General features: G+C 66.9%; 13 protein-coding genes. 11 read left to right on the top strand and 2 right to left on the bottom strand.

All coding sequences use genetic code 11. The features are described 5' to 3' along the window. Position 1: 1 nt before the first annotated feature. From QBJ92_RS19970 to QBJ92_RS19950, 5 genes are all read left to right on the top strand, one after another. The gene (locus tag QBJ92_RS19970) at positions 2–979 is read left to right on the top strand and encodes a class I SAM-dependent methyltransferase (protein WP_277971439.1); all 978 of its coding nucleotides are present in this window, start codon (positions 2–4) and stop codon (positions 977–979) included. Then, on the top strand, positions 976–1485 hold the full coding sequence (locus QBJ92_RS19965) for a GNAT family N-acetyltransferase (RefSeq protein WP_277971438.1): 510 nt from the start codon (positions 976–978) through the stop codon (positions 1483–1485). The genes QBJ92_RS19970 and QBJ92_RS19965 overlap by 4 nt, the downstream gene beginning before the upstream one ends. Next, complete coding sequence (gene pgeF, locus QBJ92_RS19960) at positions 1482–2261, top strand: peptidoglycan editing factor PgeF (protein WP_277971437.1); 780 nt, start codon at positions 1482–1484, stop codon at positions 2259–2261. Before QBJ92_RS19965 ends, pgeF begins: the two co-directional genes overlap by 4 nt. Positions 2262–2338: 77 nt before the next feature. After that, entirely contained in the window at positions 2339–3688 is a 1350-nt protein-coding gene (locus QBJ92_RS19955; protein ID WP_277971436.1) for a cystathionine gamma-synthase family protein, read from the top strand. 69 nt (positions 3689–3757) lie between these two features. Beyond that, a complete protein-coding gene (locus QBJ92_RS19950) occupies positions 3758–4156 on the top strand; it encodes a DUF2147 domain-containing protein (RefSeq protein ID WP_277971435.1) in 399 nt (132 codons plus the stop codon). A 19-nt stretch (positions 4157–4175) separates the two neighbouring features. Here the strand turns inward: QBJ92_RS19950 and nadB are convergent, their stop codons facing one another. Continuing rightward, the gene (nadB, locus tag QBJ92_RS19945; RefSeq protein ID WP_277971434.1) at positions 4176–5762 is read right to left on the bottom strand and encodes an L-aspartate oxidase; all 1587 of its coding nucleotides are present in this window, start codon (positions 5760–5762) and stop codon (positions 4176–4178) included. A 175-nt stretch (positions 5763–5937) separates the two neighbouring features. Here nadB and QBJ92_RS19940 point away from each other — a divergent pair, with 175 nt between their 5' ends. Then, a complete protein-coding gene (locus QBJ92_RS19940) occupies positions 5938–6567 on the top strand; it encodes a LysE family translocator (protein WP_277971433.1) in 630 nt (209 codons plus the stop codon). A 34-nt stretch (positions 6568–6601) separates the two neighbouring features. On the opposite strand, the gene QBJ92_RS19935 is transcribed toward QBJ92_RS19940, so the two are convergent. Next, on the bottom strand, positions 6602–7525 hold the full coding sequence (locus QBJ92_RS19935; protein ID WP_277971432.1) for an ABC transporter ATP-binding protein: 924 nt from the start codon (positions 7523–7525) through the stop codon (positions 6602–6604). Positions 7526–7815: 290 nt separating this feature from the next. Between QBJ92_RS19935 and QBJ92_RS19930 the strand changes: the two genes are divergently transcribed. The 5 genes from QBJ92_RS19930 to QBJ92_RS19910 all read left to right on the top strand — a co-directional run. Next, a complete protein-coding gene (locus tag QBJ92_RS19930; protein WP_277971431.1) occupies positions 7816–8049 on the top strand; it encodes a zinc-finger domain-containing protein in 234 nt (77 codons plus the stop codon). Between the two features lie 19 nt (positions 8050–8068). Continuing rightward, on the top strand, positions 8069–9499 hold the full coding sequence (tldD, locus tag QBJ92_RS19925; protein WP_277971430.1) for a metalloprotease TldD: 1431 nt from the start codon (positions 8069–8071) through the stop codon (positions 9497–9499). A gap of 68 nt (positions 9500–9567) precedes the next feature. Beyond that, positions 9568–10509, top strand: a complete 942-nt coding sequence (locus tag QBJ92_RS19920; RefSeq protein WP_277971429.1) for a DUF5996 family protein — start codon at positions 9568–9570, stop codon at positions 10507–10509. A 58-nt stretch (positions 10510–10567) separates the two neighbouring features. Further along, complete coding sequence (locus QBJ92_RS19915) at positions 10568–11719, top strand: M42 family metallopeptidase (protein WP_277971428.1); 1152 nt, start codon at positions 10568–10570, stop codon at positions 11717–11719. Positions 11720–11723: 4 nt separating this feature from the next. Beyond that, positions 11724–11910, top strand: a 187-nt coding sequence (locus tag QBJ92_RS19910) for a putative signal transducing protein (RefSeq protein ID WP_277971427.1), incomplete at its 3' end; no start/stop codon positions are given.

The raw sequence follows: 11910 nt of genomic DNA, 5'->3' as shown, positions 1-11910 counted from the left end.
GATCGCGCAGTTCATGGCAGCGGCGAACCAGCATTATTATGCGACGCGCGATCCGCTCGGCGCGAGCGGGGATTTCACCACGTCGCCTGAAATCAGCCAGATGTTCGGCGAGCTGATCGGACTGTGGGCCGCCGACCTGTGGGACCGCGCCGGACGCCCCGACGCTACCTGGGTCGAGCTGGGCCCAGGACGCGGCACCTTGTCCGCCGATGCGCTCCGCGCCGGGCGCAAGGCGGGGTTCGTGCCGCCAGTGCATTTCGTCGAGACCAGCCCGGTCCTGCGCACTGCGCAGAAGGAGCGCGTCGCGGATGCGACGTGGCATGATTCGATCGACACGCTGCCGACCGATCGCCCGCTGATCGTTGTCGCCAACGAATTCTTCGACGCGCTCCCGATCCGTCAGCTCGTCAAGGGCGCGGGCGGCTGGTTCGAGCGGCTGGTCGCATGCCAGGACGTTTTGTTCCTGCCGATCGCGGGCAAGCAAGTCCCAGACGGCGTCATCCCCGAGGCGCTGCGCGAAACCGCCAACGGTGCGGTGATCGAAACCTCGCCCGCGAGCGTCGCGATCCTCCGCGGCCTTGCGCAGCGGATCGTGGCACAAGGCGGCGCGCTGCTGATCGTCGATTACGGCTATAACGGCCCGGCGATCGGCGACACGTTGCAGGCGGTGCGCGGCCACGCCTTCGCCAACCCGTTCGATGCCCCCGGCGAGCAGGACCTCACCGCGCACGTCGACTTCGGCACGCTGGGTGCAGCCGCGCTGGTCGAGGGTGCGCGGGTCGAAGGCCCGGTCGACCAAGGCGCGTTCCTCACCGCGCTCGGCATCGACGCGCGCGCCGCCGCACTCAGCACGGCAGCACCCGGCCGCGCGGATGGGATCGCCGCCGACAAGGCCCGCCTGACCGAGGCAATGGGCACGCTCTTCCAGGTCCTTGCGGTGTCGGCACCCGGTTGGCCGCAACCCGCGGGGTTCGCATGATTCAGTATCGCGACGCTCGAACGATCGACGGCCCCGCGCTCGCCGCGATGGCACGCGAATCGTTCACCGAAACGTTCGGCACGCTGTACGATCCGAAAGATCTCGGCGCTTTCCTCGACGAGGCGTTCGGCCCGAACGGCTTGCCCGCGCAACTGTCCGACCCCGATTTCGCGATCCGCCTCGCACTCGACGACGGCAAGATCATCGGCTTCGTCAAGATGGGGCCGGTCACCTTCCCCGGCGAATGGCGCCCCGATGCGATCGAACTCTACCAATTCTACGTGCTCCGCCCGTGGCATGGCAGCGGCGTCGCACAGGAAATGATGGCCTGGGCGCTCGACCATGCGCGCAGTCACGGCGCGCGCGAGGTGATCCTTAGCGTCTATGTCGACAACCACCGCGCGCACCGTTTCTACGAGCGCTATGGTTTCCGCGACATCGGGCGAATCGCGTTCCGCGTCGGCACGACGGTCGATGACGACAATCTGATGCGGCTGGTGCTGTGATCGCGCCCCCGGTGATCCGCACCGCGGCGCTGGACGGCGTCGCGCATGGCTTCCTCGGCCGCGAAGGCGGTGTCTCGACCGGGCCTCATGGGGGGCTCAACGTCGGGCTCGGATCGGACGACGATCCCGCGGCGGTTGCGGAGAACCGCGCACGCGCGACCGCCGCGGTGCTGCCGGGATCACGGCTCGTCACGCTGTACCAGGTCCACTCGGGCGATTGTATCACCGTCACCGCGCCGTTCGATGGAGACCGACCACGCGCGGATGCGCTGGTGACCGATCGTCCCGGGCTCGCACTCGGCATTCTCACTGCGGATTGCGCGCCGGTGCTGTTCGCCGATGTCGCGGCGGGCGTGATCGGCGCCGCGCATGCGGGATGGAAAGGCGCGATCGGGGGCGTCACCGATTCGACGATCCTCGCGATGGAATCGCTCGGCGCCCGGCGCGACCGCATTACCGCAGCGATCGGCCCGTGCATAGCGCGCGCGAGCTACGAGGTGGACGACGCGTTCGCCCGCCGGTTCGAAACGGACGATCCTGCGAACGAACGCTTCTTCGCCCCTGCCCGGGCGGGGTATCACCAGTTCGATCTGGAAGCTTATGTCGTGCACCGGCTTGCCAGCGCGGGGATCCGGCGGATCGCGGCGCTCGGGCTCGATACCTATTCCGACGAGGAGCGCTTCTTCAGCTTCCGTCGCGCGACGCATCGCGGCGAGCCGGACTATGGCCGGCAGATTGCGCTGATCGGCCTTCCCGCGGAGACGGACCGCGCCTGAGCGCGCCGAGATGGTATCAAATGACACTATCCCGCGTTACGAAGGCGCATATTCCTCAGTAAGGCAGGACCAATTCCATGGCGCAGACCCCCACTCCCCCGATCGACGCGACCGGCGCGGACGAAGCCGACCTGACCGGCGTCGCGCCGCGCACCAAGGCCAAGCCCTCGGTCGAGAAGATCGGTGATCGCAAGCTCAAGCCGTCCACGCTGATGATGGGCCACGGCTATGATCCGATGCTGTCGGAAGGCTCGCTGAAACCCCCGATCTTCGCCACCTCGACCTACGTCTTCCCCAATGCCGCCGCAGGCAAGCGTCACTTCGAGGGCGTCACCGGCAAGCGGCCGGGCGGGTCGCAGGGCCTCGTCTATTCGCGTTTCAACGGTCCCAATCAGGAGATCCTCGAGGATCGTCTCGGCGTGTGGGAAGAAGCCGAGGACGCTTTGGTCTTCTCGAGCGGCATGTCGGCGATCGCGACGCTGCTGCTGTCGATGGTCAAGCCCGGCGACACGATCGTCCATTCGGGCCCGCTGTATGCCGCGACCGAGACGCTGATCGCGCGCATCCTCGGGCGCTTCGGGGTCCAGTGGCTCGATTTCCCGGCGGGCGCGACCCGCGAGGAGATCGACGCCGTAATGACCAAAGCGGCGACCGGCAATGTCGCGCTGATCTATCTCGAAAGCCCCGCCAACCCGACCAACGCTTTGGTCGACATCCAGGCGGTGCGCGCGAGCCGCGACGCGATCTTCACCGGCGAGAACAAGCCGCCGATCGCGATCGACAACACGTTCCTCGGGCCGCTCTGGCTCAAGCCGCTCGAGCATGGCGCGGAGATCGTCGTCTATTCGCTCACCAAATATGCCGGCGGGCATAGCGATCTGGTCGCGGGCGGGGTGCTGGGTTCCAAGGAGCACATCAACACGATCCGGTTGATGCGCAACACGATCGGCACGATTTGCGACCCCAACACTGCGTGGATGCTGATGCGCAGCCTCGAGACGCTCGAACTGCGCATGAGCCGCGCGGGCGAGAATGCGGTCAAGGTCTGCGCCTTCCTGCGATCGCATCCCAAGGTCGAGCGCGTTGGTTATCTCGGCTTCCTCGCCGACACGCCCGGCATGGAGCGTCAGGCGGATATCTATGCGCGGCATTGCACCGGCGCGGGCTCCACCTTCTCGCTGATCGTGCGAGGCGGCGAGACGGAGGCATTTGCCTTCCTCGACGCGCTCAAGATCGCCAAGCTCGCGGTCAGCCTCGGCGGGACCGAGACGCTCGCGTCGCACCCGGCGGCAATGACGCATCTGTCGGTGTCGGACGAGCGCAAGCAAGCCCTCGGGATCACCGACAATCTCGTGCGCATCTCGATCGGCGTCGAGGATCCGGACGATCTGATCGCCGATTTCGAACAGGCACTCGATTCGATCTGACGCGTTCATCCCCGACTCAGGCGGGTGCGTTTAGGCGCATCCGCCGGATCTTCGTGGAAGGCGACCAGCATGCGAGCTTATGTAATGGCGGCGGCGGCTCTGGCCGCTTTGCTCCCGGTGGCAGCGAATGCCGCTGCGCCCAAGGGCGTGTGGACCAACCCGCGCAAGAGCGTGCGCGTGGCGTTCCAGCCGTGCGGCGACGCGATCTGCGGCAAGGTGATCGCCGCGACCCCGCAAGCCGAGGCGGATGCCAAGCGCGGCGGTGGCGCGCCGCTGGTTGGCGCGATGCTGTTCCAGGATTTCCGCCAAGGCGAATCGGGGATGTGGTTCGGCTCGGTGCTGGTGCCCGATCTGGGGCAGACGATCTCGGGAACGATCCGGCAGGTCGATGCCAATACGCTGGTCGGCGAGGGCTGCGTGATCGCCAACATCGGGTGCCGCACGCAGACGTGGACGCGCGTGAAATAATCCCGCGCGCCGGACCGCGTTACGGCACCAGGATCGTATCGCGTGCCTCCGGCAACAGGTCGGGATAGTCGAGCGTGTAATGCAGACCGCGCGATTCCTTCCGCGCCAGCGCCGAGCGGACGATCAGGTCCGCGGTCTGGAGCAGGTTGCGCAGTTCGATCAGGTCGGGCGTGACGCGGAAGTGGCCGTAATAATCGTTCACCTCCTCGGTCAGCATCCGGATGCGGTGCTGTGCGCGCTCCAGCCGCTTGGTCGTCCGCACGATGCCGACGTAATTCCACATGAACCGGCGGATTTCGGTCCAGTTCTGCTTGATGACGACTTCCTCGTCCGAATCCTCGACCCGGCTTTCGTCCCACGAACGGATCGGCGGGGGTTCGGGGAGGTCGTCCCAATGCTCGGCGATATGCTGTGCGCAGGCCTCGCCGAACACAAAGCATTCGAGCAGCGAGTTGGAGGCGAGCCGGTTCGCGCCGTGCAACCCGCTCTCGCTGCATTCGCCCGCGGCGTAGAGGCCCGGCAGGTCGGTCCGCCCGTCGAGATCCACCACGATCCCGCCGCACGTATAATGCTGCGCCGGCACGACCGGGATCGGGTCGGTCGTCATGTCGATCCCCAGCCCCATCAGCTTCTCGTAGATGTTGGGGAAGTGCTCGCGGATGAAATCCGGGCCCTTGTGGCTGATGTCGAGGTGGACGTAATCGAGCCCGAGCCGCTTGATCTCGTGATCGATCGCGCGCGCGACGATGTCGCGCGGCGCGAGTTCGGCGCGCGGGTCGACGTCGGGCATGAAGCGATAGCCGTTTTCCGGCAGCAGCAAGTGCCCGCCCTCACCGCGCACGGCCTCGGTGATCAGGAAATTCTTGACGTCGAGATTGTAGAGGCAGGTCGGGTGGAACTGCATCATCTCCATGTTGGAGACACGGCACCCAGCGCGCCACGCCATCGCGATGCCGTCGCCGGTCGCGCCGCGCGGCGCGGTCGAGAACAGATACGTCCGCCCCGCGCCCCCGGTCGCGAGGATCGTCGCGCGCGCAGTGTACAGTTCGACGCGGCCGGTGGCGCGGTTGACCGCATAGACCCCCCAGACATGCCCCGCGCCCGAATAGCGCTCCTCATGCCGCCCGGTCGCAAGGTCGATCGCGACCATATCGGGGACGAGCGTGATGTTGGGATGCTCGGTCGCGGCGCGCTGCAGCGCTTCCTGAACCGCCCAGCCGGTTGCGTCGGCGACATGGACGATCCGGCGGTGCGAATGCCCGCCCTCCCGCGTCAGGTGGAGTCCGCCGCCCTTGTCGGCATGTTCGGTCGCGAACGGGACGCCGAGTTCGACCAGTCGCGCGATCGCGGCGGGGGCGCGTTCGACCACCATCTCGACCGTCGCGCGGTCGTTGAGGCCCGCGCCCGCGATCATCGTGTCCTCGACATGGCTTTCGAAGGTGTCGCCTTCCTCCAGAACCGCGGCGATCCCGCCCTGCGCCCACGCGGTCGAGCCTTCGTTGAGCTGCCCCTTGGCGAGCACGGTGACCTTGAAGCGATCCGCCAAATTGAGCGCGGCGGTGAGCCCGGCCGCGCCAGACCCGATGATGAGAACGTCGGACTGCATCGCTACTCCACTTCCCGCCCTGGCGGCGTGCCGCGGCGGACCGACGTCATACGCCTGTCACAGCGGCTGGTATCGGGATTTACGGGCCTTGCCTAGCGGAAGGCGGGATGGTGTTGCGTAGGGCTGCGCTGCGGTCTAGCGACGCGGCTCATCCCAGCCGCGGCGGACCTCGACGATGACCCTGCACACTTGGTGGCTGTTTACCGGCGCGGTGTTCCTGCTGTGCGGGACGCCCGGGCCCAACATGCTCCATATCCTGTCGCGCAGCGTCGAGCTGGGGCTGAAGCGCAGCGTCGCGGCGATGGCGGGGTGCCTGCTTGCGCTGGTGCTGGTGCTCACCGCCTCGGCGGCGGGGGTGACGACGCTGCTGCTCGCGGTGCCGGGCGCGTTCGACGTGCTGCGCTATGCGGGGGTGGCGTATCTGATCTACCTCGGGATCAAGGCATGGCGCAGCAACGTCACGCCGATCGACGTCAGCCAGGGGGAGCTGCCCCGCACGCTGTCGCTCCGCGCGCTGTTTCGCGGCGGGTTCGCGATCGGGATCAGCAACCCCAAGCTGATCCTGTTCGCCGCCGCCTTCTTTCCGCAATTCGTCGATCCGGCGTTCCCCAAGCCGCCGCAATTCGCGCTGCTGGTGGTGACCTTCGCGGTGCTGGAGAGCTTCTGGTACGGCGTCTATGCGCTCGGCGGACGGTCGCTGGCGGGGTATCTCGAGCGGCCGGCGGTCAAGCGGCTGTTTAACCGGGTGACGGGGGTGATCTTCATCGGGTTCGGGCTGGCGCTGCTGCGAACGCGCCATTCGTGAGGGTATTGGTTGTAGCGGCAGGCGGCAGCCGCAACTAGGCGTTCGCCGCGCGCGTCAGGTTGAGGAACACGTCTTCCAGATCCGCTTCGCGCGTCGAGACGTCGACGATGCCAAACCCATCCGCCTGCACCGCCGCGAGCACTTCGCCCGCGTTGACCTTGTCCTTGGCGTAGGTGATCGCGAGCGTCCGTGTCCCCTTCAGTTCGATCTTCTGGAAGCACGCGTTGGCGGGCGTGACAGCAACGTCGCGGTCGACCGTCACCTCGACCATCTTTTCGGTCGCCTTCGCGAGCAGGTCCCGGGTCGGTTCGTTGGCGATCACCTTGCCGTGGTTGATGATCGCGATCCGGTCGCACAATTCCTCGGCTTCCTCGAGGTAATGCGTCGTCAGCACCACCGTCACCCCCGCCTCGTTGAGCGAGCGGACATAGGCCCAGAGTTGCTGGCGCAGCTCGATGTCGACACCCGCGGTCGGCTCGTCGAGCACCAGCACAGGGGGCGAGTGGACCATCGCCTTCGCCACCATCAGGCGGCGCTTCATGCCGCCCGAGAGCGTGCGCGCATAGGCGTTGGCCTTGTCTTCCAGATGCACCGCGCGGAGCAATTCCATCGAGCGGCGCTTCGCCTTCGGCACGCCGTACAGCCCGCCCTGGATTTCGAGCGTCTCGAACGGCGAGAAGAACGGGTCGAACAGGATCTCCTGGTTGACGATCCCGATCGACGCCTTGGCGTTACGCGGGTGCTGATCGATGTCGAAGCCCCAGATCGACGCGGTCCCGCCGGTCTTGTTGACCAGCCCTGCGAGGATGTTGATCAGCGTGGATTTTCCCGCGCCATTGGGGCCGAGCAACCCGAAGATGGTCCCGCGCGGCACATCGAACGACACGTCGTCGAGGGCCTGCTTGCCGCCTTTGTAGGTCTTGCTCAGGTTGGCGATGGAGATGGCCGCTTCCGTCATGCCGGCTGCTGTACGGGGGCGGGGGGCTGGCGGAAAGGGTAAAACCGTATGTCGGGCACGCGTTTCCCCTTCTCCGTTCGTGCTGAGTAGCGACCGAGTAGCCCCCGCTCGGGGGCGTATCGAGGGCGCGTATCGAAGCACGGTTGCGCGCGATGTCCTTCGATACACGCCCTCGATACGGCTTCGCCTACTCGGTCGCACCTCAGGAAGAACGGGAGGTGGGTAGGAAGATCATCCCCCCCACCCAAACACACGTTGAAGCTTCCCCCCCGGCTTGCTATCGCGACCGCATGATCGCCCCGCCAGAAATCCTCCGCGTCACCCATGCCCGCAACGTCTGCGACGGCGCGACCGACATTCCCGGCGGCGCGAGCCTCGGCCATCCGCGCGTCTTTCTCGAGATCGACGAAACCGGCTATGTCGATTGCGGCTATTGCGATCGCCGCTTCATCCTGATCGGCGGACCCGCCGACGGGGTCGATCAGGCAACGCTGCATGATCATGGGGATGGCGCAGGCCGCTGAGCTTCCTATATTCGGGGGTATGACGAGTCCCGCAGACCCCCGCGCTTTCCTCTATCATGACGGACAGCTGTCCCCCGACGAGGCCCAGGCCCTCACCGCCGCCGCGCTCGGCAAGGCCGATGACGGCGAGCTTTACCTGCAATATCGCAAGTCCGAGGCGTTCGGCTTCGACGATGGCCGGTTGAAGACCGCGAGCTACGACACGCATTCAGGATTCGGCCTGCGCGCGGTGTCGGGCGAGATGACCGCGTTCGCGCACGCCAACGAACTGAGCGCCGCGGCGATCAAGCGCGCGTCCGAGACGATGGCGCTGATCGATCCGTCCGCCAGCCCCAGGGCAGCACCACCGCGCGCCACCAACCGGCATCTTTACACCGACGCCGATCCGCTCGACCTGATCCCCTTCGCCGACAAGGTGAACCTGTGCCAGACGATCGACGCCGCCGCGCGCGCGCGCGATCCGCGCGTGGCGCAGGTATCGGTCTCGCTGATGGGTAATTGGAACGTGGTCGAGATCGTCCGCGCCGACGGCTTCATGGCGACCGACATCCGCCCGCTGGTGCGGCTCAACGTGTCGATCGTGGTCGAGCAGAATGGCCGTCGCGAGACCGGCAGCTTCGGGATCGGCGGGCGCTATCTCTACACCGACCTGATGGAACCGGCGACGTGGAACCGCGCGATCGATGAGGCACTGGCGCAAGCCGTTGTGAATCTTGACTCCGTCGCCGCGCCTGCGGGGGAGATGACCGTGCTACTCGGGCCAGGCTGGCCGGGGATTTTGCTGCACGAGGCGATCGGCCACGGGCTCGAGGGCGACTTCAACCGCAAGGGCACGAGCGCCTTCTCCGGGCGGATCGGCGAGCGTGTCGCCGCGCCGGGCGTGACGGTGGTCGACGACGGGTCGATCGCGGATCGCCGCGGGTCGCTGTCGATCGACGACGAGGGCACGCCGACGCAGGAGAACGTGCTGATCGAGGACGGAATTCTCAAGGGTTACATCCAGGACCGGCTCAACGCGCGGTTGATGGGCGTCGCGCCGACCGGCAACGGGCGTCGCGAGAGCTTCGCGCATGCGCCGATGCCGCGGATGACCAACACCTTCATGCGCGGTGGCAATGACGATCCGGCCGAGTTGCTCAGCCGAGTCAAGTCGGGCATCTTCGCCAAGGCATTCGGCGGCGGGCAAGTCGACATCGTTTCGGGCAAGTTCGTCTTCTCGTGCACCGAGGCGTATCGCATTGAAAATGGCCGCATCGGCGCGCCGATCAAGGGTGCGACGCTGATCGGCGACGGGCCTTCGTGCCTGACCAAGGTGGAGGGGATCGGTAACGATTTCGCGCTCGACGAAGGCATCGGGATGTGCGGCAAGGGCGGGCAGAGCGTCCCCGCCGGGGTCGGGCAGCCGACCTTGCTGGTCGGTGGTCTGACGGTCGGCGGGACGGCGATGTAACGGGCAACGGGCGGTTTTTTCCGTCCCTCCGGCAGTGGCCGGGGTGACCGGGGGGTAGGATCATGATGATGTCGACAGTCTCCCCCTGGCCCGAACTTGACTGGTCCGCGTGGCGCGAGACCGCGATCGGGCTCCAGCTGCGGACGCAGATCATCGGCAAGGTCCGGCTCGCGCTGACGCCGTGGCTCAACCATAGCTGGCATGTGCCGTTTTACGTGTCCGCGCGGGGGCTTACGACCTCGGCGATCCCCGTTGGCGACCGCATCCTCGAGATCGAGTTCGACCTGCTCCACGACCGTCTGGTGTTCATGACCAGCGACGGGCGCAGCCGCGGGATCGAGCTTCGCGCCGGCAGCATCGCGGATTTCCACAAGACGGTGATCGCCTGTTTGACCGAGCTGGATATCCCGGCCGCGTTCGACGGCACCCCGAGCGAGATGGCGGACGTGCCCCGTTTCGCGCAGGATACCGCAGAACGTCCCTATAATGGCGACGCTTCGCGCGCGTTCTGGCGCGCATTGATCCAGGTTTCGCGCGTTTTCGGGCAGTTCCGCACGGGGTTCCTCGGCAAGGCGAGCCCCGTGCACTTTTTCTGGGGCAGCTTCGATCTCGCGGTCACGCGCTTCTCGGGTCGCGACGCGCCGACTCACCCCGGCGGCTTCCCCGGCCTCCCCGATTCGGTGACGCGCGATGCGTATAGCCATGAGGAGGCGAGCGTCGGCTTCTGGCCCGGGAGCGATGCGTATCCGAACGCCGCTTTCTACGCCTACGCCTATCCGGTACCGGAGCGGTATGCCGAGGCAGAGGTCAGCCCGGCGGCAGCGGAATGGAACACAGGGCTAGGCGAGTTCCTGCTGCCGTATGACGCAGTCCGCACCGCGGCCGATCCGGATGCGGCGCTGCTCGCCTTCTGCCAGTCGACCTATGATGCCGCCGCCGATCTTGCGGGCTGGGATCGGGCTGCGCTCGAATGTCCGACCGGGCGGCAGCGCATCCCCCGCACCGTCTGACCGCTTGCGTCGGAGTCAGCCGCCTGTAACCATGCGGCTCGATCAGAGGGTGCGTGCGATGAAGAAAGTCCTGTCCGTTCTCATGAGCATGGCGATCGTCGCCAGCCCGGCCGGGGCGCAATCGGGCGACCGTACCCAGCGCCTGCTCGGCGAACTCGCGGACGCGCCCGGCCCGCCCGGGTTCGAGGAAGCGGTGCGCGCGGTGATGGTGCGCGAGCTCAAGCCGCTGGCGGACAAGATCAGCTATGACGGGGTCGGCTCTGTGATCGCGCAGCACGGGTCGAGTGGGCCCAAGGTGATGCTCGATGCGCATATGGACGAGCTCGGCGGGGTGGTACGGCGCGTGACGCCGACGGGGTATCTGTCGATGCAGATGCTCGGCGGCTGGCTCGACCAGGCGCTGCCCGATCAGCGCTGGATCATCATCGGCAAGAAGGGGCCGGTCCATGCCGTCACCGGGATCCGCGACATCCATGTCGTGCCGGCGGACGAACGGACCAAGGTCTATCCGCGCGACACGCTCTTTCTCGACGTCGGCGCGAAGACCCCCGCGGAGGTGGCGGCGCTCGGGCTGTCGCCGGGGGATCCGGTCGTGCCGGATTCGCCGTTCACGGTGATGGGCAAGGGCGACCGTTATCTCGGCAAGGCATGGGACGACCGGGTCGGGCTCGCGGTGGTCATCGAGGCGCTGCGGCGGTTGCGCAGTACCGGCCACCCCAATCAGTTGTTCGTCGTCGCGACGGTGCAGGAGGAAGTGGGCCTGCGCGGCGCGCGGACCTCGGCGGACCTGATCAAGCCCGACGTGGGCATCGCGATCGAAGGCGGGATCACGGGCGACAGCCCGGGGCGCAACCCGGAGGAGACGCAAGCGGTGCTCGGCGGTGGGCCCGGGATCTTCCTCTACGATTCGAGCACCCTGCCCAACCGCAAGTTCGTCCGGCTGGTCGACGAGACCGCACAGCGCGCGCGTATTCCGCTCCAGCACGATCTGGTGCAAGGGTATGGCGATGACAGCGCGGCGATCCAGGCGACCAATGGCGGCGTGCCGACGGTCAACCTCGTCGTCCCCGCGCGCTATACGCATGCGCATAACGGCATCATCGATCGCGCGGATTTCGACCGGATGGTCGACCTCGTCGTCGCGCTGATCGGCAAGCTGGATGCGAAGACGGTCGCGGATCTGCGCGACTTCACGCCGGGGAAGGAATGACGGCATGAGCCTGGTCGAAGTCGGGCGCTTCGGGCGCAACGAGGCGTATATCGTGATCGGGCGGCTGGAGTCCGAAGGGATCATGGCGATTGCGTTGGATGGGAATGCCTCCATCGCGGATGGGAGCCAGTTCTTTATTCCCGTGCGGGTGATGGTGGACGACGAGGATGTCGACGTGGCGCGGGGGATTC

Origin of the sequence: Sphingomonas echinoides (assembly GCF_029623395.1) — a bacterium.
Classification (GTDB): domain Bacteria; phylum Pseudomonadota; class Alphaproteobacteria; order Sphingomonadales; family Sphingomonadaceae; genus Sphingomonas; species Sphingomonas echinoides_A.
This window is presented reverse-complemented; position numbering and strand designations above follow the sequence as displayed.